The following is a 24,085-nucleotide window of genomic DNA, read 5'->3' on the forward strand; positions in this document are numbered from 1 at the left end:
GAAATTAAATCCTATTTTTGTCATACAAATTTTTTGAACAATGCCGAATATTTCAAACAGAGCACTGCATATGCCGCCATCGCCGGTAAGAAAACTGGTTCCCTTTGCGTTACAAGCAAAACAGAAAGGAATAAAAGTATATCACCTTAATATCGGACAGCCTGATATTGAAACTCCGGAAACAGCATTAAATGCTTTAAAGAACATTGATCTTAAAGTATTAGAATATGCACTTTCTGAAGGGAACTTAGACTATAGAAACGCCCTTACCGAATATTACCATTCTTTAGGTTTTTCAGATCTTACTCCTGATAACTTTATTGTTACCAACGGTGGTTCTGAAGCACTCAACTTTGCCATTTCAACGTTGTGTGACGATGGAGATGAGGTGATTATTCCTGAACCTTACTATGCTAACTACAATGGATTCACCAGTACATTTGATGTGAATGTAGTAGCCGTTTCATCTACCATTGATACAGGTTTTGCCCTGCCTCCAATTGAAGAATTTGAAAAAAAGATCACAGAAAAAACAAGAGCAATCATCATTTGTAACCCAGGTAACCCAACAGGATACCTTTATACTCGTGAAGAACTTCAGCAACTTGCTGAAATTGCTTTAAAATATGACATTGTAATCATCTCTGATGAGGTATACAGAGAATATGTATATGATGGAAAACAACAGATATCTATCCTTGATTTTCCTGAACTGAAAGAAAACTGCATCGTTATTGATTCGGAATCCAAGCGTTATTCTATGTGTGGGGTAAGAATCGGATGTATGGTTACCCGTTCTCAAAAAATCCGTAATGCAGCTATACTTTTTGCACAGGCAAGATTAAGCCCTGTTCTTTTGGGACAGATCGCAGCAACAGCGGCTCATCAAAATGACGGAGCTTATATCAGAGCGGTAAGAGAAGAATATACTCACAGAAGAAACGTTTTAGTAGACCTTTTAAATGCTATTCCAGGGGTAATCTGCCCTAAACCAAGAGGTGCTTTCTACTGTGTTGCTGAGCTTCCGGTAGATGATACTGAAAAATTTGCACAGTGGTTGCTTGAATCTTATTCTAACAACAAAGAAACGATTATGGTAGCTCCCGCCGGAGGTTTCTATAGTGATCCTGAATTAGGTAAAAAACAGGTAAGAATTGCTTACGTACTGAAAGAAGAAGATCTTAAAAGAAGTGTTGAAATTCTGAAAGATGCTTTAAAACAGTATAGAGCAGAATTCAGCCTATAAATCATACAGGATGCCGACAACAAAAAATAGATATCTGAAGCTCATATTTCCGATCTTTTTGCTGTCGGCATTTTTTTCCTGTGATTCCAAAAAATCGGAACAGCCGGCAGTTTCTAAAAACTCAAATGAGATCACACTCATTAGATTATCTCATATAGGAGGAACTATGGGTGAGTACAGGATTATTAAAGTGACCAAAGACTCTGTTTTTGCAGAAAAGGGAGCTACAGCCAACAAAACTCATCAGGAATGGGCTTCAGCAATCACTATTGATACCTGGAAGCAGCTCATCTCCTCAATCAATGTTAAAGATCTTGATCAAATAAAAAGTTCACCCAGCCAACAATCTGTAGATGGTATTGATGAAACTTTTCAGATACGCACTCCTAAGAAAGCCCATTTCTATGTCAATTCTTTTGCCGATCAGGAACATTACAAACAACTTCAACTGCTTAAAGAACAACTAGACAACATTCTTCCCAAAGAATACAAATAAAACATGCAAGAAAATTTTTCCTTACAACCTTACAATACATTTGGTGTGAATGCCCAAGCAAAATACTTTGTTGAAATAAACAGCATCGAAGAATTAAAAGATGCACTTACTTTCTCAAAAGAAAACACCCTGCCGATTTTATTTTTAGGTGGTGGAAGTAATATTCTGCTGACAAAAGATTTTGACGGCCTTGCTATTAAACTTAATTTAAAAGGAATTACTGAAAAAGAAGTCAGTGAAAATGAAATTCTGGTTACCGCCAAAGCAGGTGAGAACTGGCATGAATTCGTCATGTACTGTCTGAACAAAAATTATGGCGGATTAGAAAACCTTTCTTTAATTCCCGGGAATGTAGGAACTTCTCCTATGCAAAATATCGGCGCTTATGGAACGGAAATAAAAGATGTATTTGTCAACTGCCAGGTATTGGATTTGGAAAATCTTGAGCTTACCACTTTCGACCTTGAAAAATGCAGATTTGGGTACAGAGATTCTATCTTCAAACAGGAAGGAAAAGGAAGATTTATTATTCTGGAAGTGACTTTTAAGCTTACCCAAAAAGACCATCACATCAAAACAGCCTATGGTGCTATTATTTCTGAACTGGAGCATCTGGGAATTACAAATCCTACCATTCAGGATGTCTCCAAAGTTGTTATTAATATCAGACAAAGTAAATTACCAGATCCTAAAGTGATTGGAAATGCCGGAAGCTTTTTCAAAAACCCAACGATTCCTTTAGCCCAGTTTGAAGAGTTAAAACAGAAGTTTGAAAACATCCAAGGATATCCTAATGGCAATACGGTAAAAGTACCTGCCGGATGGCTGATTGAACAATGCGGATGGAAAGGTAAACAAATTGGAAATGTAGCTTCACACAAACTTCAATCATTGGTTATCATCAATGCAACCGGAGAAGCAACCGGAAAGGAAATTTTTGATTTTTCCACTGAAATCATCCACTCTGTGCAAGAAAGATTCGGGATAGAATTGGAACGGGAAGTGAATATTATATAACATTCACTTTAGATTATATAACAAAGTTCCGGGTATTTTCCAGAATTTTGCTTTCTTATTTTAAATTATTCTAAATAATCATTGGTCAGCATCATTATATTTTATAATTTTGCAGCCTGCTTATTTAGAATAAATAAAAATGAAAAGATCTTTATTTTTTGTTTTCTTTTTTATTTTCAGTCTACAGTTTATACAGGCTCAAAATGAAAAATTGCAACTGAACATTACTGTTTTTGATGAAAACAATAAAGAATTAAAAGGGGCTTCCGTTACCATCAATCAAACCTCTTTGACTACTGATAAAAATGGAAATACAGATATTTCTATTCCCAATGGTAAATATCACCTAAAAGTTCTTCATCCTGATTTCCAGGAAAAAGAGCTTAACATTACACTTACTTCCGCTCAAAACATTACCATTAAGCTTCAGCCCATTAATAAACTGGAAGAAGTGGTTGTATTTTCAAAAGAGGGAAAAGGATTAACCACTAAGTCTGTTATTGACAGACAGGCTATGCAACATTTACAGCCTTCAAGTTTCACGGACCTTATGGAACTTCTTCCCGGCGGGCTTTCGAAAGCTCCCGTCTTAAACTATAATAATAGAGCGACTCTTAGAGAAAATACAGCAGGCTATAGCGGAAATGAATACAATACTTCATCTCTTGGAGTACAATTCATGATTGATGATAACATCATCAATTCCAACGCAGATATGCAGATTTCGGTAGATAACAGGCAATTTGCAGAAGGCCCAAAAGGTAGAGAAACATCTACTTCCGGAGTTGATATGAGAACTATTTCGACCAATGATATTGAGAAGGTAGAAATAATCCGTGGTATTCCCTCAGCTGCTTATGGAGATCTTACTTCAGGGCTGATCAAAATTGAACGAAGAATAAAGGCCTCTCCCCTTCAGGCAAGATTTAAAGCAGACGGTTTTAGTAAGCAGTATTATCTGAGCAAGGGTTTTAAAATTACCGATAAGTGGCAACTGAGCGCAAGTGCAGATTACCTAGACTCAAAGGCAAATCCTACTGATGATTTTGAAACCTACCAGCGTATCACCGCTTCCATCCGTTCAAAGAAAATTTCAACGCTATGGTCGAGACCATTGGAATGGAAATCTGCTATTGACTTTTCCACTAATATTGATAATAAAAAATATGATCCAGACAACGGCTATCCTTCAACGGACAAGTATGAATCCAATAATAAAAGAATCAGCGTAACGAATAATTTTATTTATCAACTGGATAAAAGTTCATTTTTCAACAAGTTAACTTTAAATACAGCCATTCGTCAGGGATTTGAAAAGATAGAACAGGTAAAACTGGTTCAGCTATCCGGTCCCCGTTCTTTTTCTCTGGCTACAGAACAAGGAGAGAATGTAGGATATTATCCGAATCTACGTTATATCACTGAATTTTCTACTGAAGGTAAACCATTGGATATGACAGCTTTTTTCCAGGCAAACGGAACAAAGAAAACATTCGGAATAACACACCAATACGAAGCTGGACTTGACTGGAGATATTCAAAAAATAATGGTAAGGGGATGCAGTACGATATGAAAACACCTCCTTCTGCCAGCTCAGGAATAGCAAGACCAAGACCTTACAATGATATTCCTGCTTCCAACCTATTAGCTGCTTTTTTAGGCGATCAAATGAGCTACGCTCTCAATCAACATAAATTTACATTGTATGCAGGACTGAGATTGTCCAAAAACCTGGGAATTGATAATTCTTATTCTATCAGTAAAAAAGTTTTTGCTGAACCAAGATTAAATTTCCAATACAGCCTGCCTCATCTCATGATTAATGATTATCCATTAAAAACAGACGTTACCTTAGGATATGGTCTTTTCTACAAACAGCCTACGCTGTTGATGCTTTATCCAAACAAAGAATATTGGGATTACACTCAGCTGAATCACTACCATAATGATGAACAGTATCGATATGTAAATTTTATGACCTATGTACAGCCAAGGGAAAATAAAGAACTTCATGCAGCAAAAAGTATTAAAAAAGAAATTCGTTTAGACCTGGCATACAGAAATCATGAGTTCTTTATGACTTATTTTAAAGAAAACATGAACAATGGTTTCCGGAATATGGATCAGACTACTGTTCAACGTTATAAACAATATGACAACACAAAAGTAGATTTAACCCAATGGACCCCTAACGGACCGGATCTAACCAATGTCCCTTATGAAGTTAAAACTGTTTTTGGGGAATATGTCACTACTGAAAACGGAAGCGAAACTTTAAAGCAAGGAATTGAATTTGGGTATACCTCACCAAGAATCAAAGCCATCAATACAAGATTTACTTTCACCGGTGCATGGTTCAAAACCCAATACAGAAATTCAGCACCTGTTATTAAAAGGCCTAGCGTATCTATCGGAACAGAAGCCTATCCTTATTATGGAATCTATAAATCCGATTATGGTTATGTTAATTCAAACCTCAACTACAATCTGCTTATAGACACGTATCTCCCGAGTCTGGATATGATTATTTCAGCTTCTATACAAGGAAGCTTATATGACTATAGCAGAAATGACAGAAGAATTGCTGAGCCTATTTCTTATTATGGAGTAGATGGAGTAATACATCCTTTTACAGATGCAGACAGAACAGATACTTATAAACAATGGCTGGTAAGAAACGTTTCAGTTTCTGATAATCTGGATAGACTTTACACTTTTACTATGGTAGGAAATATTAAAGTCACTAAAAGTATTTATAAGGCGCTTCGGACCTCATTATTTGTCAACAGGCTTTTTAACTATAGTGCCCCCTATACTTTCAACAATGTAAAAGTTTACAGAAAAGGAGGTAACAGCCCTTACTTTGGGATGGAATTAAACTACAATTTTTAATATATATCAAAAAAATAACATGAAAAAAAGAGTTTTACTACTAAGTTTAGCCGCTATGATGGCTACGACATTTACAGTAACATCATGTACAAGTGATGATTTCGGAGCAACAACTACGCAAAATGGAGTTTTAACATTAAATTTTTCAGGTGAAAATATTTCGTCTTACAAAAGCTTGGATCTTGAAATCAGAGAAGTAAATACAGGTGCGGTAAGAAGAGAAACCATTAAGAATGTGAATACGTATTCTTTACCTTTACCTTATGGATCTTATAAAATTACAGTAAACGGTGGTGTAATTTCCGGTAATGAAGAAGTATCAGTTGGAGCGATGGCTCAAACCGATATTGCTCTGGCGGCCACTAACCTTACTATTCCAATTATTATTAAGAAATTTCATGATGACTTTATCATTGAAGAAGTTTTCTTTACAGGAATCAAAACAGTAGAAGGTAAAAACTACAACTCAGGGCGTTATTTTAAATTAACGAATAATACCAAGGAAGTATTATTTGCAGACAGACTAATCATTGGGCAGTCTGAGTTCCTGACTGTAGAAGATAAAAACCCTACTCCATACAATGCTAACCTGTCATTCCCGGTAAAAGCAGTGATGGTACTTCCAGGTTCCGGTACTGAGTATCCTGTACAACCAGGAGATTTCATCGTTATTGCAGACAACGCGATCAACCATAAAGCTCAGACAAGTACAGCATATGACCTTCACAATGCGAACTTTGAATATCCTTCAAACAATCCGGCATTAGGACAGGTAGACAATCCTTCTGTTCCGAATGCAAAAGTGATCTATTCACAAATGAACTTTAACATGTTCTTTTTACACGATCGTGGTTTTGAAAGTTATGTAATCGCCCGTTTTCCATTCGATGAAAATGAAGAAAGCTTCCTGAATAAAAACAAATATGATTATACTTACATCAACAGTGCAGGTGGAGTTACATCGAAAAGTGCTTATTCTATTCCTAACTCATGGATTATTGATGGAGTAAACAACAGCATCTCTTCAAAATTTGCTCATACTCTTACTTCTGCAAGTATTGATGGTGGATGGACCTCCGTAGGAACTATTGATAAAGATCCTACCCGTTTCGGAAAATCCGTAAGACGTAAGGTAAACGGACAGATGACTAATGGTAAAAACCTTTATCTGGATACCAACAACTCATCTAATGACTTTGTAAAAGATGCTCAACCAAGTTTAAAAGATGGTATCGTTCACTAAAATACAGTTCGATATTCAACAGCAAATTATGTTACATACAAAAACATTTTTCTGCCTGTTATTGATTGTCGTTTCTTTTAATATAAAAGCTCAGGATAGTCTAAAACTATTCAAAACGCTCAATAATCAATACAATCAGGAAAGAGATTTTAAAAATAACTTTTACTATAACCCGGCATCCATGTCGGGTTATAGTACTTCTTCATTTTCAGAATTCAGTGTCGGTTATCAGGACAATAAAGAAAATGCTTACCGTCAGCAATTAGGAAATGGCAGCAAAGGACTAATGATAAAAGCCCAGTCTTTTCAAAAGCTGAAACCTAACCGATCTGTATGGGGAAGTGCAAGCTATCAGAACTTAAAAATGAGCTCTGTAAAGTGGAACGAAACATTAGATTATGAACGTATAGCTCCTTACATCACCTCAGATTCTGTTGGAGGGAAATTAAATCTGGAGCGTTATCAGTTTGCCGGAGGATACCTTGAGAAAATGGGCCGATGGACTGTTGCCGGACAGATAAGTTATTCTGCACAGATGGGCTATCGTTCAAAAGATCCCAGACTGGAAAGTAAAACTTCAGACCTGAGAATAAATGCCGGTGTGAATTACAGAGCCTTTAGAGAATATGAAGTCGGAGTTTTTGGTGAATTTAACAAATACACCCAAAATAATTCGATTCAGTTTCAAAGTCTTCTGGGAAGACCTTATGTATACCTCATGTCTGGACTTGGTTTTTCTAACTATCTGTTTAACGGAGGAACACGTCCTACCAATACTTTTGAAGAATTTGCTTATAAAGGAGGAATCCAGATCTCCAACAAACAAGGAAGAGATTTCTACCTTCAGGCTGTTATAGGAAAAGCGAACAACATTAAAAGCTACAATGATGGCTCCAATACCTACAATAACATTTCTGACTTGAAAAATGAAGAATTTAAATTGGAAGGAGCTAAATTTTTTAATATTAACGAAAAACACCGTATCGGATTATTAGCAGGATATACTTCTTCCCGAAAAACTGGCTCTGAATATGGGTATTCAATGAATACTTCCATCATGACTCAAATCTTCAAAAGAGAAGCTTACCGCAGAGATAATTACATTGCAACCGTCAAAGGTTTTTACCAGTATAATCAGGAAAGGTTCTCCATTACAGCAGTTCCGTTTTTTGGATATGAAGAAATCAAGGAACGCAGGCTTTACCCAAATTCAGGACAGAAATTTGTATATTCTTATTTAGGACTTAATGCTGATTACAAACAACAGATTAATAATAATCAGATGCTTACATTCCAGCCGTATTTTTATAAAAGAATGGTCAACCAGTCTATCAATGCTTTAAGCACAACAGCAAATCTGGCGGTTGATGAATGGGTATTACAGGACTACATGTTCCAGGCCAGTGATATTAATGCTTTTGGAGCAGTTCTGAGATATGACTTTAAGTTAGATAAACTACCGGCATTCTTTGTAAGTGCACAATACCAGACACAAAAAATCCAGGAAAAAAACAATAATTTTGCAGCGGCAAGCATAGGGATAACATTTTAGACATGAAAAAATTAATATATTGGGGATTAGGGGGTATTGTATTGACTTTATTAAGCTTTACACCTAAGGTAAATCGGGATTTACTGGAACTTCAGGACCCTACCATCGAAGATATTGTAAAAAGTTATAAAAAAGCAATCTCAGAATGGCCCAAACCGGATATTGATCATGGTGTAAAATGGAAAGAATTTTCCCCTATTAAAAGAGACTCCACATTTTTTGTAGAACAGGATAAGCCTGGTGTTATTCTGGGGAAAATGCTATTCTTTGATCCAAAATTATCCCAATCTAGTCAGATTTCGTGCAGCTCCTGTCACGATCCTGAAATGGGTTGGTCAGACCGAAGACAGGTAGCATTAGGGAACAATCACCTTCTTGGAAACAGAAATACAATATCTTTGTATAATATAGCAGAAAGACAGTCATTTTTCTGGGATGGCAGAGCAAAAACGCTTGAAGAACAGGCAGCAGGCCCACTCGGAGCCCATCATGAAATGGCAATGGATGTGAAAACATTACCTGCAAAAATCCAGGCTATAAAGGGATATAAACCTCTTTTCAAAAATGCCTATGGTGATGAGAAAGTAACCTATGACAGAATTGTAAAGGCAATAGCTGATTTCCAGAAAACCATTAAAAGCCAGCCAAGCCGTTTTGATAAATTCCTGGAGGGAAAATACAATGCATTGTCTGATGAAGAAATCTATGGAATGCATGTTTTCAGAACAAAAGCACGCTGTATGAACTGCCACAGCGGCCAAAATCTTACAGACGAATCTTTCCACAATATTGGCCTTACCTATTACAAAAGAAAATACGAAGATCTCGGATTGTATAATATTACCAAAAAACCTGAAGATGTAGGAAAATTCAGAACCCCTCAGCTAAGAGATCTAATGCTTACTCAACCATGGATGCATAATGGCTTTTTCGGAGAATTGGAAGGGATCGTAAATATATACAACAGTGGAATGCACATGATAGATCCTTCTCCTGAAGCAAAAGAGAAAGATCCGCTGTATCCCGTAACTGATCCTTTATTAAAACCTTTAAAGCTCACCAAAGAAGAGAAAAAAGCTTTGGTTTCCTTCCTTGAAGCTCTTTCAGGCACAAAATATAAAATGAGACGACCGGAATTTCCGGTAGAATAAACAAAAAGGTTCGGCATTCGCCGGACCTTTTTGTTGCTGAAAATACTGTAATACCTCCCAGCTTCCCACCTCTTCCTCATCCCGATAAAAAACATTAATTTCGTTAGAAATAAACACGCCAATATGAAAATAGCTATTTTGGGAGCCGGAAACATGGGACTATCATTTTCAAAATCATTTTTGAAATATGAACTGATTAAGCCGGAAAACCTTCACCTGATTACCCGAAGCCATACTAAAATTTTTAAAATAACAGGTGAATTTCCCAAATCAAAAACATCCACCTTTGATGAAGTTACAGAGCTGGATGCAGACTTAATTATCATTGCCGTAAAACCACAGGATTTCCAGACAGTTGCTCAGAATTTTAAGTTTACCTTAAAGGATAATCAAATGGTTCTATCCATTATGGCTGGAATTAATATTGAGAAAATTCAAAAATCATTAAACCATCCACTCGTTGTAAGAGCAATGCCCAACTCTCCTACCCTTCTGGGAATGGGAATTACAGGTTATACGGCTGCAGATGGTATTTCCTTTAGCCAGCTTATCAACATTGAAAGATTATTAAACAGTACCGGGAGGTCTGTGTATTTAGAAGATGAAAATCTTTTGGATGGCGTTACCGCGCTTTCTGGAAGTGGGCCTGCTTATTTTTACTATATTATTGATGCTATGATTAAAGCAGGAATCGAAATGGGAATTGAAGAAAACCTTTCTAAATTATTTGTAAAACAAACCATGCTGGGAGCTTATCATCTCATTAATAATTCAGAAAAGAACCTTGAAGAACTGATCAAAGATGTAGCCTCCAAAGGTGGAACCACAGAAGCCGCTTTGAAAACTTTTGAAGAAAACAACTTTAAGGAAATTCTAAAACTGGGAATTTTAAATGCTGAAAAAAGAGCAAAAGAACTCAATAGCTAAATCTTTTTTCAATACACCTACACACCAGCCATCCTAAATACACACCGAACGTGTTCAGGAGGATATCATCTACCTCAAATATTCCCATTCTTGTAAAATATTGAAGTCCTTCCACAATGGTAATGGCTGGTATAAAAGTAAAAAGTAAAGATTTCAGATCTTCCAGTTTTGGAAAAATCCAGCCCAGGAAACCAAAAGGAATAAACATCACAATATTTCCCACCACAATAATTACAATATCCTTCCATGACATTGCACCCTGGATAAATTTTATGGTGGAAAACACGGGCTCAACCGTAATCAGATTATCCTCATACTGAAACCTGCCCATTCCAAAAAACATCAGATAAAGCAGAAACAGGGTGTAAGGAAGAATAATAATTTTATATAATTTCTTTAACATCGGATGCTAATATATTCATTTCAAAAACATTAAATTTGTATATTAAAATAATTTAATGAAATACGTTCTGCTAACACTTATTTCAGCAATGCTGCTGTCGGTCTCTTGGCCTACTTATGGAGTTCCGTTTTTTATATTTTTCGCCCTCGTTCCTCTTCTCATGATGGAACATGGAATTTCAAAATTTTCAGACTATAAAAGAAAAAGCTGGATGATCTTCGGGCTATCCTATCTTTGCTTTGTTATCTGGAATATTGTCACTACAGGATGGCTGTATGGCTCTAAAAACCCGGATGGCAGTCACTCTCTGATGGCTGTTGTATTCCCGGTTCTTGTCAATTCACTTTTATATTCTTTGGTGTTCCAATGTTATCATTGGTATAAAAATGCACAGGGAACCTATTGGGGATTAGGATTCTTTATCGCCATCTGGATGAGCTTTGAAAAATTCCACTTAGGCTGGGAACTTACCTGGCCCTGGCTGAACTTAGGAAACGTGTTTTCAGATTATCCAAAACTGATTCAATGGTATGATACCTTAGGAGCAACCGGAGGAAGCTTCTGGATCTTATTAATCAATGTTCTCATTTTCTATACTGTAAGAACATGGGAAGCCGGAAGAAAGAAAAAAGATTTGATTAAAAACTCATCAATTATAGTAGCTTTAATTGCTGTTCCGATGATCATTTCAATCATTAAATATAACGGTTTTAATGAAAAGCCATCCGGGCAGGTTAATGTACTGATGCTTCAGCCTGATCTTGATCCTTATGCTGAAAAATATTCAAAAGACAGCTTAACGATCGAACAGGATCTTTTGGCACTGGCCGAGAAAAATTCAACAACAAAAATAGATTACTATATTGCCCCGGAAACATCCCTGCCAGGCAGAGGTTCTATTTCTGAAACAGGCATTGAAAAGAGTTTACTTTTAAATAATATCAAGGACTTTTTATCTAGACATCCCGGATCTGTTTTTGCAACAGGAATTTCCTCACATCGTTTGTATTTCGATCCCGCAGCACTACCAAAAGAAGCTTACCAGATCAATCCTGGAGTTTGGGTAGCAAGCTACAACACCGCTATTCAGCTTGCTCCACAACAAAAAACTCAGATCTATCACAAAGGAAAATTGGTTCCCGGTGTTGAAATTTTCCCTTATATGAATGTTTTAAAACCTATTTTAGGGGATGCCATGCTGAATTTAGGAGGAACAGTTGCTTCTTTAGGGACAGATAAAGAAAGAATGGCCTTTTCCAACCCTTACAACAAAGGAAAAATGGCGCCTATTATTTGCTACGAAAGTATTTATGGGGAATTTGTCACTGATTATGTAAAGAAGGGAGCTAACTTTCTGGGTATTATGACCAACGATTCCTGGTGGGGCGTTACAGAAGGACACAAGCAACTTTTATCTTATGCAAAATTAAGAGCTATTGAAACCAGAAGAGAAATTGCCCGTGCTGCCAACAGTGGAATTTCAGCCCATATCAATGCTAAAGGAGAAGTGATGGCAGATACCTTCTACGGAGACCAAACCGCATTATTTTCAAAGATCAATCTTTATGAAGGAATGACATTTTACTCAAGAGCAGGAGATCTTCTTTCGAGATTTTCAATGTTTGCTTTAGGGTTTTTATTATTCTATTATCTGATTAAAAGATTTCAGGCAAAAATCAAAAAAGCTTAGTATTTGAATATCAGCCACACTGATTTTTATACTGAAAAAATATAATCTGCGTTATCTGCAAGATCTAAGAGATAGTAAACTCTCACTGATTAAGCTGATGACGCAGATTTTTTTATTTAGCAACCCATCAATATCATAATTTTCATACAAGCATCCATGTAAACCTGTAATATCCATGAGTAAACAAGTTCATTATCATGCCGCTATCCATAAACATCTTCGTAATCCGTGAGATCTGCGGGAAACTTTTTAGCATCATTTCCATCAAATCAATCTTTTTCACGGATAATAATAGATTATCAGAACAAAAAAAAAGAGAAGCCAGCTGGACGTCTGACTTCTCTCAAGATAGAATAAATGATTCAGTTATTTATTTAATAGTAATTTTTTTAGTGGTTATTTCGTTTTTTATTTTCAGTTTTAATAAATATACTCCTTTAGGAAGATGAGATACATCAATAGACTGATCTCTGTTTAAAATCACATTCAGCTTTCGGCCTTCCATTGAATAGATCTCAGCTTCTGAAACCTTCTCCCCTTTCATATAAACTTTATCAGAAGTTGGGTTAGGATATATAACAAAGTCTTTTTCACGATTGATCGTATTCTCTTTCGTTGCCAATGTTCCTTGTGCAGATGCATCAGAATATACCTTTGAAGCATCAATTGATCTTACACTCCAGTATACATTTTGAACAGACGGATCAAGATCCAGAAACCATGAAGGAGTCGTTACAATATATTTGGCAATATTATGTGAACCTGGTGTAGATCCTACTTTAATTTCATAACGTAGCGCATTAACTGGAGTTTTATCATCTGTTGCTCCACTCCATGTAAAGTTAAATCGGTTTCCGTTTTTAGTCAGATTCAAATGCGTTGGAGCCATTGGCTTTGCATTCTGCTCTGTAGCATTATTTTTAAAAACTTTTGTCAAAGAGGGAATATCCTGGCTGGCCCAATCAAATCCACTTAAAAAGACATCCAAATGATTATCATTATTAAAATCAAACAGCTGCATCGTTCCCGGTCCACCTAAGCTGTGTAAGCCTGTGATAGCCCCTTCAGTAAACGTCTGGCTGGATGCATTATATAAATAAGATTTTACAACTGCGTTATAATTAATATCTCCGGCAATCATAAAGTCATAATATCCATCATTATTCAAATCTCCAACACTTATTGAGGCTTCAGAAACCTCTGATGTGATTTGGTGAGTGATTAAATTACCGGTTCCGTCATTCATAAGAACTGCGAGATAGGGGTCATCATTCGCATCCTTACCCGCCACTACAATATCCTGAAAACCATCCGCATTAAAATCAGCCACTTCCAGTTTTCCTGAAATTAAAGAATCAAGAGCTTGTGTATCAACCAATGTTCCATTCTGATTAATATATACTTTAGAAACCGGATCACCATTAATATCTGAGCCTATAATAACCATATCCAAAAGCTGATCATTATTAAGATCTATCATTTTAAAGCTTCCATTTTGAGTTCCATCAGCCCAATTTTCAGTCATATCAAAGCCCGATCCTGTATTTTTATAAAAATCAACCGTATTTCTGAAGCCTCCTCCATGAGCAAATTGGGTCCCATTGATGGCATAGTCCTGCTTTCCGTCATGATTGAAGTCAAAAACTTCTAACGAGCCATAAATTTTTCCCGGAAGCTCCTCCTCTCTTGTGAAACCTACTCCGGTATTTTTAAAACGGTAATGCTTATAGTTTACAATATCCATATAGCTCAACCCGGTAGAAATAATATCCATCAACCCATCATTGTTATAGTCGATGAATTTTATATCGCCCAAATGCGTTACATCTCCACCCAGGTCCGTATAAGGCTGAAAGGTTGTTCCCGTATTCTGATACACTTCATTATAGGTAGCATCAGGGCTCCCATCTCCATCTGAATCTATAGCTCCATTGACTACAATATCCAGTGTACCATTATTATCTACATCAGCGATATCAGAAGCTGAGAAATAAAAATTGTTCATCCCGGTCTGTATCTCCGTAAAATTCTGAGCACATAAACCAACAGGCAGCATAGACAATAGAATATAAATTCTCTTCATAATTTTTATTTAGATTAATTAAAAACAAAGATAGAATATTATTTTTTTTGCTTTAAAAAAAACGGGTATGAAATATATCAGCACTGATTTACTGCTATATCCCGAAAATTCGAATATTTTAAAAAATCAATATTTATAATCAGTCACTTATTTACAAATATTTTCCAAAAGATTTGTCTATCTAAAAAATTCTTCGTTATTTTGCACTCTCAAATATTATACAAATAAGAACATCGAGATATGTCAAGAATTTGCCAAATAACAGGAAAGCGTGCAATGGTTGGTAACAACGTTTCTCACGCTAATAACAAAACGAAGCGTCGTTTTGAAATTAACTTATTAGAGAAGAAGTTTTACCTTCCAGAGCAAGATAAGCACGTTACACTGAAAGTATCAGCTCATGGATTGAGAGTGATTAACAAGATTGGAATCGAGGAAGCTATTGAAAGAGCTACAAGAAACGGATTGATTAAAAAGAATTAATAAATCATGGCAAAAAAAGGAAATAGAGTTCAAGTAATCCTTGAATGTACAGAGCACAAAGAAAGCGGTATGCCAGGAATGTCTAGATACATTTCTACAAAAAATAAAAAGAACACAACAGAAAGATTGGAATTGAAAAAATACAATCCTGTTCTTAAGAGATCTACCCTTCACAAAGAAATTAAGTAATTTTTAAATAATAACTTACCATGGCAAAGAAAGTAGTAGCAACCCTACAAACTGGGTCTAAGAAAATGACTAAAGTGGTGAAAATGGTGAAGTCTTCTAAATCAGGAGCTTACGTTTTCGAAGAAAAAGTAATGAATGCTGATGAAGTAGATGGTTTTTTGAAAAAATAATCAATACTTTATTTACAATATAAAAAACTACTCATATTTTGGGTAGTTTTTTTGTTATCTTTGTTCACCAGATTATTAATCAGTGAAATATGAAGAAGATTCTTGTACTAATGGGCACAGTTATTTTTCAATTTTCATTCAGTCAGAAAACGATGGATCCTATAGTATACAAAAGTTCACCAAAAGTTTTCAGCATCCCGGGATTATCACAATCAGTAAGCATTGATTGCGGTACTTCCAGAATGATTTTATTATCTGGTCAGGTTCCTTTAGATTCAAAAGGAAACCTGGTGGGAAATAATGTAGAGGAACAGACCCATCAGATTTTCAAAAACATTGAAAATATTCTGAAGGAGTATGAAGGTACGGGGAAAGATATCGTCAAACTGACTATCTTCATCACAGACATCTCAAAAACCCCGGATTTCAGAAAAATAAGGGATGAATATGTCAATCTTCAGAATCCTCCCGTAAGCAGCCTTGTAGAGGTCAATAAGCTTTTCAGGAATGATGTACTGATAGAAGTAGAAGCCACAGCAGTGATTAAAAACAAAAGATAAGAATAAACTAAAACTATGAGTTGGTTTAAAAATATTTTCAAAAAGGAAGAAAAAGAAACACTGGATAAAGGATTGGAAAAATCCAGCCAGGGGTTCTTTGAAAAAATGACGAAGGCCGTAGTCGGTAAAAGCAAAGTAGATGATGAAGTTCTGGATGATCTGGAAGAAGTACTGATTGCCTCTGACGTAGGCGCTTCCACTACCATTAAAATCATAGAGAGAATTGAAGAACGTGTTGCCCGCGACAAATATGTGGGCGTGAACGAACTGGATACCATTCTTCGTGAGGAAATTTCAGGATTACTTCTTGAAAATCCTCATGCAGGAACAGGAAATATCGATGCTTCAAAAAAACCTTACGTTATTATGGTCGTAGGAGTAAATGGAGTTGGAAAAACAACCACTATTGGAAAACTAGCTCACCAATTCAAATCCGAAGGCAAAAAAGTAGTTCTTGGAGCTGCTGATACCTTCAGAGCTGCTGCAGTAGATCAACTTGTTATATGGAGCGAGCGAGTGGGTGTTCCTATTGTAAAACAGGAAATGGGCTCTGATCCTGCCTCTGTAGCTTTTGATACCGTACAAAGTGCTGTAGCTCAAAATGCAGATGTTGTTATCATTGATACTGCAGGAAGACTTCATAATAAAATCAACCTGATGAACGAGCTTTCCAAGATTAAAAGAGTAATGCAAAAGGTGATTCCTGATGCTCCTCATGAAATCTTATTGGTTCTTGACGGTTCTACAGGACAAAATGCATTTGAACAGGCTAAACAATTTACAGCAGCAACAGAAGTGAATGCTTTAGCTGTGACAAAATTAGATGGAACAGCAAAAGGAGGTGTTGTTATCGGGATCTCAGATCAGTTCCAAATTCCAGTAAAATATATAGGAGTAGGTGAAAAAATGCAAGATCTGCAGCTTTTCAATGGTACGGAATTTGTAGACTCATTCTTCAAGAAAAGATGATTTACATCATGTTTTCCCTTATATTAGTAAAACAAATCATTTTTAAATATTAACCATTAAAAAATTTGCAACTATGGGAATTATAACATGGATCTTATTCGGTCTTATTGCAGGTGCAATCGCTAAAATGATTATGCCGGGAACTCAAGGAGGAGGTTGGCTAATCACTATTATCCTAGGAATTATAGGAGCATTTGTAGGAGGAGCTATAGGAGTTTACATTCTACATTGGGGAGATGTTACTTCATTCTGGAATCCAAGAAGCTGGATTCTTGCCATCGGAGGAGCTTTGATTGTCCTCTGGATTTACGGAATGGCCACGAAGAAAAGCTAATGTAATGCTGATAAAAAAATAAAATCCCGGATCTGAAATTTCAGATCCGGGATTTTTGTACAATATAATTTAGTTAGTTGTTGATTCTGATTTGGTAAGGCATTTCCATTTTTACCTCAGACTGTAATTTCTTGTCTGTAATCTGTTGTAAGATTTCATAGTTCGCCTTTCCTATTTTATTTTTGATAATTCTTGCAGAAACATCTTCTTCATTAAGATCTTTAAAGATTTGCTCGAATGGAGTCATTTTCTTAGGATAAGATTCTACATAGTAAGATTTCACCCCTGCTTTCTGTGCTGCAAACTTTACCGCATCATTAAGAGTTCCCAATTCATCTACCAGACCGATTTCCTTTGCACGGACACCACTCCATACTCTACCACCACCTACATTATCAATTTGTTCAAATGTTTTCTTTCTGTTTTGAGTAACGAAATGTACAAATCTTTTATAAGTACCTTCCACACTTCTCGTCATCATGTTTACTCCATAAGGAGTTACTCCGTTTAATCCTGAATAATACATTGAGTTAGCATTGGTAGCCACAACATCTGCACGAATACCATTCTTATTGGCTATATCTTTATAATAAGGTAATACTCCAAATACTCCAATAGAACCTGTAAGTGTATTAGGCTCCGAATAGATCTTATCTGCTGCCATCGCTACATAATAACCACCAGAAGCTGCATAATCACCAAAAGAAACTACCAATGGCTTTTTCTTTTTCAGTTGCTGCAATTCAAATAAAATTTCATCTGAAGCATTCGCACTTCCTCCAGGAGAGTTAATTCTGAATACAACCGCTTTTACTTTATCATCTTCCTGAAGCTTTTTAATATACTTAACATACTTCTCAGAATGAATATCATTATACTGATCACCATTATTGATAGATCCAGAAGCATATAATATAGCTACTTTTTCTCCTGACTTATCTTCATTAGTTAAAGAACTGATATAGTTGGTTAAAGAGACCTTATTCAGTTTTTCTTTATCTTTTACATTCAACTTCGTTTTAAGCATATCCTCATATTCTGATTTTTGGATAAGCTTATCTGCCAGTTTATATTTTAACCCCTGCTCAGGAATCATTCCATATAAGCTGTCAACAATCGTTCTGAATTGAGCAGTATCAATTTTTCTTGACGTTGCCATTTTATAAGATGTATTTTTCCAAAGGTCATTCAACAGGGTACTTAGCTGTTCTTTATTTTCCGGAGAAATATCATTTCTTAAGAAAGGCTCTACCGCAGACTTGAATTTACCATGACGGATCACCTCTATTCCAATACCATATTTGTCTGCAAAATCCTTAAAGAAAGTAACCTCAGTAGAAAGTCCTTTCAATTCTATTCCTCCCGCAGGATGAAGATAATACTGATCTGCTACTGACCCCAGATAATAAGCAGATTGAGAAACTCCGTTTCCGTAAGCGTATACAAACTTTCCACTTTTCTTGAAATCTTCAATAGCATTTCTAACATCGTCAATTTGAGTGAGTCCTGCATTCAGGTCATCCATCTCAATACTGATCCCTTTAATATTATCATCAGTTTTAGCTTTATTAATAGCCTCAAGTACATCATAAAGAAGTACATTCTTATTTTGGCTGCCTAAACCAAACAGATCCATTTGTTCTTCTGTAGGGCTGTCTATTATATTGGTCTTTAAATTAATCGTTAGAACCGAATTCTTTTTTACTACCACAGACTTGTCGCTTCCCATAGAACTAAACACAAGCATCATAATAAAAAAGACGAAAAACACAGCGCAAAGTATGATTATTGCTACTATATTTGCCAAAACATTTTTAAAGAAACTTCTCATAAATCAATCAATTTTCTAATATGTCGCAACAAAAGGTAGTTTTGTTACTCGGAAGTAACCTAGGAGAGCAAAAAAAAAATTTAGAGCTTGCTTTACAGAAAATAAGTGATGCCGGAAATCACATTTCACAAATAAGCGAATTTTTGATATCAGATCCTGTAGAATTTGCCAGTTCCAATATTTTTTGTAATATTGCAACAATAATATTCACGCATCTTTCACCAATTCAGCTGCTTGATTGTATTAAAGAGATAGAAGTTGAAATGGGAAGAATTAATGATTCAAAAGTATCCGGAGGTTACACAGACAGGATAATAGATATTGATATCATTACGTATAATGAATTAAATTTTAGATCAGAAAGATTAGAAATCCCTCATAAAAAACATCTTTTTGAAAGGGATTTTTCCAGAATATTATTAAAAGATTTTATTTAAAACATAAAACATATTGTATGAAATTAGGTTTATTATTATTGGCTACAACCTTGCCAATTGCAGCTTTCGCTCAGAATAGCAGTACTACAGTAAACTCTTCTACTGAGTATCCTAATACCTTCTCTTCAGGGTCAGCTAACGTACAGCCTTTTGACAACAAAGCCAGACGCTTCAGAGACTGGTCAATCTCCGTAGGAGGTGGTTCCGCATTTATGGTTCACTCTGCACTTAAATCTCTTCGTTCGGATAAGACGAATTGGGGATACAATGCTTATATAAGTATTGATAAGCAGATCTCACATACTTTCGGTTTAAGCCTTATTTACACCAGAGGAGAAACGAAACAAACAGGACAACTTCCTGGAGCTCCTGGAATAGCTGCGGGCGTAGCTACCGGAACTACACAGTTTGACCAAATCGCTTTGATGGGTGATATCAACTTTTCCAACTTATTAAGAAGAGTAGATAATCATTCCCCTTACAGATGGGCATTCCACGGGTATGGAGGAATTGGACTTCAAGGGTACAGAACTTCTTTACACGACAATGATCGAAACAGATGGAGTGACAATCCTAAAAGAACACCATTATTTGTAAAGCAGGACCTTGATATTAATTCTGTATATTATCAGGCTGGTTTAGGACTAAAGTATAATGTTTCACCACTTATTGATGTTGAAGCAAGAACCATGTATATTATCAGTGGGGAGCAGTCATTTGATGGTAGTGGATACAATAATTCAAGTTACGATCCTAAAGCGCCTACAGAATCAGGATATCGATATACAATCCTTAACAACAGAAGATCTTACAATGCCTGGACGGTATCTTTAGGAGTATCTTTCAAGTTAGGAAAGCATCTATCTCACCTAGCATGGCATGACCCACTTCAGGAAGCATACTACAAAACCAATGTTTTAGAAAATGCTGCTACAGACTTTGTTGTTTGTGAAAAAGGAGACCAGGACAATGATGGAGTATGTGATGATTGGGACAGACAACTTGATACTCCTGCAGGAGCAAGAGTAGATGGTGCCGGTGTTGCTTTAGATATGGATCTTGATGGTGTTATTGACTTATATGATAAGTGCGTAACCGTTCCTGGACCTGTTGAAAACAACGGATGCCCTATCAAATAATAAAAAAGCCTAAAGGCTATTTTCCAAAAAAAATTCAAAAAAATAAATAATACACGATGAAATTAAGTTTAGCAATCGTTGCATTGGCATTGACGATCCCTACCGTCAGCTATGCACAAGATTCATCAGCAGCTGCAGATGGAAAGTATCCTAATACTTTTACTTCTGGATCTGCGAATGTTTCCCCATTTACCAATCAATCAAAAAGATTTAATGACTGGTCTATTTCTGTAGGAGCAGGAGTTCCACTGCTTCAATCTGCAGATTTAACCTCCATTAAGAATGGTAATGGTAAAAACCTTTTCGGATATTCAGCTTATGTAAGTATTGATAAAGCGATCACCCATGCATTTGGAATCAATTTACAATATGACAAAGGTGAAACAAGACAAGGATGGTTCAATACCAAAGATGCAGCACCTGATGCAAAAGCAGTAGCAGGTAGAACTCAATATGATGCAATCTCAATTCTTGGAGATATTAACTTTTCTAACCTTTTAAGAAGAGTTGATAACCATTCTACTTACAGATGGGCATTACATGGATATGCCGGTATTGGTACCATTGCTTACAGAGCATACCAAAAAGATGCCACTGGACAAAGATTGATGACTGAAGTGAAACCATTTCAATTAGGCTCTATATTCATGCAGGCAGGTACAGGTCTGAAGTTTAAAGTAAACAGAAGACTTGATATTGAAGGTAGATTAATGTATGTAGTAACTGGTGATGATACTTTTGATGGTGGAGGTAATCCATACAGTGAGATCAACAGACGTTCTTCACAGGTTTCTGATAACTTCTTTAATGCAACTTTAGGACTTTCTGTAAAATTAGGAAAACATGAGTCTCACTTAATGTGGCATGACCCACTTCAGGAGATCTATTACAAACTTGATGTTTTGGCTAATAAAAACCAGGATATCGAAGTATGTAAGAAAGGGGATGCTGATAATGATGGAGTATGCGACGACTGGGACAGACAGCTTGACACTCCTGCAGGAGCTAGAGTGGATGGTGCCGGTGTTGCTCTTGATGCAGACCTTGATGGAGTTATTGACCTTTACGATAAATGTGTAACAGTTCCAGGACCTGTTGAAAACAACGGTTGTCCAATAGAGAAAAAAGATAATCATAAGACTGCTGTAGAAGTAGAAAAAACGTTGAAAGACATCTACTTTAACTTTAATAAGGCTACGATCAGACCTGAATCTAACAGTAAACTTGATGTAGCAGCTTCGATTATTAAAGAAAACGGAGGTACCTACTTATTAACAGGACATACTGATATTAAAGGAAATGCAGCTTATAACCTAAGATTATCTAAAGAAAGAGCTGCTGCTGTAGTAGGAGCGCTTGAAAACAGAGGTATCAATGAAAGTGTACTGAAATCAAGAGGAGTAGGATCTGTAGATGCTAAAATTCCAGCTTCAGCCTCTGATGCTGAAAGAATGGCAGATAGAAAAGTTACGGTAAGATTTATAGAAGGTTCAGAATGGGATTCTCTTAAAAAGAAAGACTATGAAGATGCTTCTGTAAAAAAACCAGTAAAAAAAGCACCATCTAAGAAAAAGAAGAAGTAATTTCTTATAATACATGTAAAACCGAAAAGAATTGTTCTTTTCGGTTTTTTTTTTTCTACTACGAATTTTTTTACATACCTTTATATCATTTTCCGGGGAATAGGTGCAAGATTGGCAAGATATAGACACTATTGTTTTGGAAAAAATAATACAAAAATCACTTTTTAGCGTAAAAAAATCATTTAAAATAACTTAACTAAAAAAATAACACTATGAAATTAAGTTTAGCAATTGTTGCATTAGCTTTGGCGATTCCTACTGCCAGTTATGCACAAGACTCAACGGCAGTTTCAAAAGGAGAGTATCCCAATACGTTCTCGTCTGGGTCTGCCAACGTTTCCCCATTCACAAATCAATCAAAAAGATTTAATGACTGGTCTATTTCTGCAGGGGTTGGAGTTCCACTACTTCAGTCAGCAGATTTAACCTCCATTAAGAATGGTAACGGTAAAAACCTTTTCGGATATTCAGCTTATGTAAGTATTGATAAAGCGATCACCCATGCATTTGGAATCAATTTACAATATGACAGAGGTGAAACACGACAAGGATGGTTCAATACCAAAGATGCAGCACCTGATGCAAAGGCGGTAGCGGGTAGAACTCAATACGACGCGATTTCAATCTTGGGAGATATTAACTTCTCTAACCTTTTAAGAAGAGTTGATAATCATTCTCCTTACAGATGGGCCCTACACGGATATGCCGGTGTTGGTACCATTGCTTACAGAGCATACCAAAAAGATGCCACTGGACAAAGATTGATGACTGAAGTGAAGCCATTTAAATTAGGTTCTTTATTCATGCAGGCTGGTACAGGTCTGAAGTTTAAAGTGAACAGAAGAATTGATATTGAAGGTAGATTAATGTATGTAGTAACTGGTGATGATACTTTTGATGGTGGAGGTGATCCATACAGTGATATCAACAGACGTTCTTCACAAGTTTCTGATAACTTCTTCAATGCAACGTTAGGACTTTCTGTAAAATTAGGAAAACATGAGTCTCACTTAATGTGGCATGACCCACTTCAGGAAATCTATTACAAACTTGATGTTTTGGCTAATAAAAACCAGGATATCGAAGTATGTAAGAAAGGGGATGCTGATAACGATGGAGTATGCGACGATTGGGACAGACAGCTTGACACTCCTGCAGGAGCTAGAGTGGATGGTGCCGGTGTAGCTCTTGATACAGACCTTGATGGAGTTATTGACCTTTACGATAAGTGTGTAACGGTTCCAGGACCTGTTGAAAACAACGGTTGTCCTACTACCACTACAGGACCAGTAATAGAAACTGAAACTAAACTGGAAGGTATTGAGTTTGATTTAAATTCTGACAGAATTTTACCTTCAAACACTCCTATCTTAAATAATGCCGTAAACTACATCAATTCTTCAAACGGTTCTTACAATGTTGTAGGGGCTACTGATACAAGAGGTACTGATGCTTACAACCAAAAATTATCTCAGAGAAGAGCCAACAACGTTAAGAACTATCTAATCAAAAACGGAGTTCAGTCTGGCAAATTAAACGCTGTAGGTAAAGGTGAAAAAGACCTTAAATATCCTGAGTGTGAACCAGCAACGAAATGCCCTGAGTGGAAAAACAGAGCTAACAGAAGAGTATACTTCGAAGCTAAATAATAAGCTTATTAATTTATTATATAAAAGTCACGCATTGCGT

General features: G+C 36.2%; 22 protein-coding genes. 19 read left to right on the forward strand and 3 right to left on the reverse strand.

All coding sequences use genetic code 11. The features are described 5' to 3' along the window. Positions 1-40: 40 nt before the first annotated feature. The 8 genes from EL260_RS21360 to proC all read left to right on the forward strand — a co-directional run bounded on the left by EL260_RS21360 (position 41) and on the right by proC (position 10,525). On the forward strand, positions 41-1,246 hold the full coding sequence (locus tag EL260_RS21360) for a pyridoxal phosphate-dependent aminotransferase (RefSeq protein WP_123857523.1): 1,206 nt from the start codon (positions 41-43) through the stop codon (positions 1,244-1,246). A 10-nt stretch (positions 1,247-1,256) separates the two neighbouring features. Then, the gene (locus EL260_RS21365; RefSeq protein WP_123857524.1) at positions 1,257-1,742 is read left to right on the forward strand and encodes a hypothetical protein; all 486 of its coding nucleotides are present in this window, start codon (positions 1,257-1,259) and stop codon (positions 1,740-1,742) included. Between the two features lie 3 nt (positions 1,743-1,745). Beyond that, the gene (gene murB, locus EL260_RS21370) at positions 1,746-2,759 is read left to right on the forward strand and encodes a UDP-N-acetylmuramate dehydrogenase (protein ID WP_123857525.1); all 1,014 of its coding nucleotides are present in this window, start codon (positions 1,746-1,748) and stop codon (positions 2,757-2,759) included. A gap of 139 nt (positions 2,760-2,898) precedes the next feature. Next, positions 2,899-5,652 (forward strand): TonB-dependent receptor, encoded by a 2,754-nt coding sequence (locus EL260_RS21375; RefSeq protein ID WP_123857526.1) that lies wholly within the window; start codon positions 2,899-2,901, stop codon positions 5,650-5,652. 19 nt (positions 5,653-5,671) lie between these two features. Continuing rightward, positions 5,672-6,895, forward strand: coding sequence for a DUF4876 domain-containing protein (locus tag EL260_RS21380; protein ID WP_123857527.1), 1,224 nt, complete (start codon positions 5,672-5,674; stop codon positions 6,893-6,895). A 28-nt stretch (positions 6,896-6,923) separates the two neighbouring features. Beyond that, positions 6,924-8,447: a DUF6850 family outer membrane beta-barrel protein gene (locus tag EL260_RS21385; protein ID WP_123857528.1), complete on the forward strand. Its 1,524-nt coding sequence runs from the start codon at positions 6,924-6,926 to the stop codon at positions 8,445-8,447. Between the two features lie 2 nt (positions 8,448-8,449). Next, on the forward strand, positions 8,450-9,598 hold the full coding sequence (locus EL260_RS21390) for a cytochrome-c peroxidase (protein WP_123857529.1): 1,149 nt from the start codon (positions 8,450-8,452) through the stop codon (positions 9,596-9,598). A gap of 123 nt (positions 9,599-9,721) precedes the next feature. Further along, entirely contained in the window at positions 9,722-10,525 is an 804-nt protein-coding gene (gene proC, locus EL260_RS21395; protein ID WP_123857530.1) for a pyrroline-5-carboxylate reductase, read from the forward strand. Here the strand turns inward: proC and EL260_RS21400 are convergent. Beyond that, positions 10,515-10,928 (reverse strand): VanZ family protein, encoded by a 414-nt coding sequence (locus EL260_RS21400; protein WP_123857531.1) that lies wholly within the window; start codon positions 10,926-10,928, stop codon positions 10,515-10,517. The genes proC and EL260_RS21400 overlap by 11 nt on opposite strands. 55 nt (positions 10,929-10,983) lie before the next feature. Here EL260_RS21400 and lnt point away from each other — a divergent pair, with 55 nt between their 5' ends. Next, positions 10,984-12,618: an apolipoprotein N-acyltransferase gene (lnt, locus tag EL260_RS21405; protein ID WP_123857532.1), complete on the forward strand. Its 1,635-nt coding sequence runs from the start codon at positions 10,984-10,986 to the stop codon at positions 12,616-12,618. A gap of 370 nt (positions 12,619-12,988) precedes the next feature. Here the strand turns inward: lnt and EL260_RS21410 are convergent, their stop codons facing one another. Beyond that, a complete protein-coding gene (locus EL260_RS21410; RefSeq protein WP_228445564.1) occupies positions 12,989-14,701 on the reverse strand; it encodes a T9SS type A sorting domain-containing protein in 1,713 nt (570 codons plus the stop codon). Positions 14,702-14,941: 240 nt separating this feature from the next. On the opposite strand from EL260_RS21410, the gene rpmB reads away from it, so the two are divergent. The 6 genes from rpmB (at position 14,942) to EL260_RS21440 (ending at position 17,406) form a co-directional block, all read left to right on the forward strand. After that, positions 14,942-15,184, forward strand: a complete 243-nt coding sequence (rpmB, locus tag EL260_RS21415) for a 50S ribosomal protein L28 (protein WP_002976757.1) — start codon at positions 14,942-14,944, stop codon at positions 15,182-15,184. Positions 15,185-15,190: 6 nt separating this feature from the next. Further along, positions 15,191-15,373, forward strand: a complete 183-nt coding sequence (gene rpmG, locus EL260_RS21420) for a 50S ribosomal protein L33 (protein ID WP_027373683.1) — start codon at positions 15,191-15,193, stop codon at positions 15,371-15,373. Between the two features lie 20 nt (positions 15,374-15,393). Beyond that, on the forward strand, positions 15,394-15,543 hold the full coding sequence (locus EL260_RS21425) for a DUF4295 family protein (RefSeq protein WP_065395045.1): 150 nt from the start codon (positions 15,394-15,396) through the stop codon (positions 15,541-15,543). A gap of 89 nt (positions 15,544-15,632) precedes the next feature. Beyond that, the gene (locus tag EL260_RS21430) at positions 15,633-16,103 is read left to right on the forward strand and encodes a RidA family protein (protein WP_123857533.1); all 471 of its coding nucleotides are present in this window, start codon (positions 15,633-15,635) and stop codon (positions 16,101-16,103) included. A gap of 15 nt (positions 16,104-16,118) precedes the next feature. Continuing rightward, a complete protein-coding gene (gene ftsY, locus EL260_RS21435; RefSeq protein WP_123857534.1) occupies positions 16,119-17,072 on the forward strand; it encodes a signal recognition particle-docking protein FtsY in 954 nt (317 codons plus the stop codon). Between the two features lie 73 nt (positions 17,073-17,145). Beyond that, the gene (locus EL260_RS21440; protein ID WP_115968688.1) at positions 17,146-17,406 is read left to right on the forward strand and encodes a GlsB/YeaQ/YmgE family stress response membrane protein; all 261 of its coding nucleotides are present in this window, start codon (positions 17,146-17,148) and stop codon (positions 17,404-17,406) included. A 73-nt stretch (positions 17,407-17,479) separates the two neighbouring features. Here EL260_RS21440 and sppA read toward each other — a convergent pair whose 3' ends face one another. Further along, positions 17,480-19,237 (reverse strand): signal peptide peptidase SppA, encoded by a 1,758-nt coding sequence (gene sppA / locus EL260_RS21445; RefSeq protein WP_123857535.1) that lies wholly within the window; start codon positions 19,235-19,237, stop codon positions 17,480-17,482. A 20-nt stretch (positions 19,238-19,257) separates the two neighbouring features. Here sppA and folK point away from each other — a divergent pair, with 20 nt between their 5' ends. The 4 genes from folK (at position 19,258) to EL260_RS21465 (ending at position 24,045) form a co-directional block, all read left to right on the forward strand. Continuing rightward, on the forward strand, positions 19,258-19,674 hold the full coding sequence (folK, locus tag EL260_RS21450) for a 2-amino-4-hydroxy-6-hydroxymethyldihydropteridine diphosphokinase (protein WP_123857536.1): 417 nt from the start codon (positions 19,258-19,260) through the stop codon (positions 19,672-19,674). Between the two features lie 17 nt (positions 19,675-19,691). Then, a complete protein-coding gene (locus tag EL260_RS21455; protein WP_123857537.1) occupies positions 19,692-20,813 on the forward strand; it encodes an OmpA family protein in 1,122 nt (373 codons plus the stop codon). A gap of 56 nt (positions 20,814-20,869) precedes the next feature. Beyond that, positions 20,870-22,396 carry an OmpA family protein gene (locus EL260_RS21460; RefSeq protein ID WP_123857538.1) on the forward strand — a complete coding sequence of 509 codons (1,527 nt, stop codon included), beginning with the start codon at positions 20,870-20,872 and terminating at the stop codon, positions 22,394-22,396. Between the two features lie 212 nt (positions 22,397-22,608). Continuing rightward, positions 22,609-24,045: an OmpA family protein gene (locus EL260_RS21465; protein WP_123857539.1), complete on the forward strand. Its 1,437-nt coding sequence runs from the start codon at positions 22,609-22,611 to the stop codon at positions 24,043-24,045. Positions 24,046-24,085: the final 40 nt, after the last annotated feature.

Source organism: Chryseobacterium nakagawai, from assembly GCF_900637665.1.
GTDB lineage: Bacteria > Bacteroidota > Bacteroidia > Flavobacteriales > Weeksellaceae > Chryseobacterium > Chryseobacterium nakagawai.

Excerpts from the sequence above, each read along its gene's own strand:
- EL260_RS21360 (WP_123857523.1), top strand. The coding sequence starts at position 41 with ATGCCGAATATTTCAAACAGAGCACTGCATATGCCGCCATCGCCGGTA.
- EL260_RS21365 (WP_123857524.1), top strand. The coding sequence starts at position 1,257 with ATGCCGACAACAAAAAATAGATATCTGAAGCTCATATTTCCGATCTTT.
- murB (WP_123857525.1), top strand. The coding sequence starts at position 1,746 with ATGCAAGAAAATTTTTCCTTACAACCTTACAATACATTTGGTGTGAAT.
- EL260_RS21375 (WP_123857526.1), top strand. The coding sequence starts at position 2,899 with ATGAAAAGATCTTTATTTTTTGTTTTCTTTTTTATTTTCAGTCTACAG.
- EL260_RS21380 (WP_123857527.1), top strand. The coding sequence starts at position 5,672 with ATGAAAAAAAGAGTTTTACTACTAAGTTTAGCCGCTATGATGGCTACG.
- EL260_RS21385 (WP_123857528.1), top strand. The coding sequence starts at position 6,924 with ATGTTACATACAAAAACATTTTTCTGCCTGTTATTGATTGTCGTTTCT.
- EL260_RS21390 (WP_123857529.1), top strand. The coding sequence starts at position 8,450 with ATGAAAAAATTAATATATTGGGGATTAGGGGGTATTGTATTGACTTTA.
- proC (WP_123857530.1), top strand. The coding sequence starts at position 9,722 with ATGAAAATAGCTATTTTGGGAGCCGGAAACATGGGACTATCATTTTCA.
- EL260_RS21400 (WP_123857531.1), bottom strand. The coding sequence starts at position 10,928 with ATGTTAAAGAAATTATATAAAATTATTATTCTTCCTTACACCCTGTTT.
- lnt (WP_123857532.1), top strand. The coding sequence starts at position 10,984 with ATGAAATACGTTCTGCTAACACTTATTTCAGCAATGCTGCTGTCGGTC.
- EL260_RS21410 (WP_228445564.1), bottom strand. The coding sequence starts at position 14,701 with ATGAAGAGAATTTATATTCTATTGTCTATGCTGCCTGTTGGTTTATGT.
- rpmB (WP_002976757.1), top strand. The coding sequence starts at position 14,942 with ATGTCAAGAATTTGCCAAATAACAGGAAAGCGTGCAATGGTTGGTAAC.
- rpmG (WP_027373683.1), top strand. The coding sequence starts at position 15,191 with ATGGCAAAAAAAGGAAATAGAGTTCAAGTAATCCTTGAATGTACAGAG.
- EL260_RS21425 (WP_065395045.1), top strand. The coding sequence starts at position 15,394 with ATGGCAAAGAAAGTAGTAGCAACCCTACAAACTGGGTCTAAGAAAATG.
- EL260_RS21430 (WP_123857533.1), top strand. The coding sequence starts at position 15,633 with ATGAAGAAGATTCTTGTACTAATGGGCACAGTTATTTTTCAATTTTCA.
- ftsY (WP_123857534.1), top strand. The coding sequence starts at position 16,119 with ATGAGTTGGTTTAAAAATATTTTCAAAAAGGAAGAAAAAGAAACACTG.
- EL260_RS21440 (WP_115968688.1), top strand. The coding sequence starts at position 17,146 with ATGGGAATTATAACATGGATCTTATTCGGTCTTATTGCAGGTGCAATC.
- sppA (WP_123857535.1), bottom strand. The coding sequence starts at position 19,237 with ATGAGAAGTTTCTTTAAAAATGTTTTGGCAAATATAGTAGCAATAATC.
- folK (WP_123857536.1), top strand. The coding sequence starts at position 19,258 with ATGTCGCAACAAAAGGTAGTTTTGTTACTCGGAAGTAACCTAGGAGAG.
- EL260_RS21455 (WP_123857537.1), top strand. The coding sequence starts at position 19,692 with ATGAAATTAGGTTTATTATTATTGGCTACAACCTTGCCAATTGCAGCT.
- EL260_RS21460 (WP_123857538.1), top strand. The coding sequence starts at position 20,870 with ATGAAATTAAGTTTAGCAATCGTTGCATTGGCATTGACGATCCCTACC.
- EL260_RS21465 (WP_123857539.1), top strand. The coding sequence starts at position 22,609 with ATGAAATTAAGTTTAGCAATTGTTGCATTAGCTTTGGCGATTCCTACT.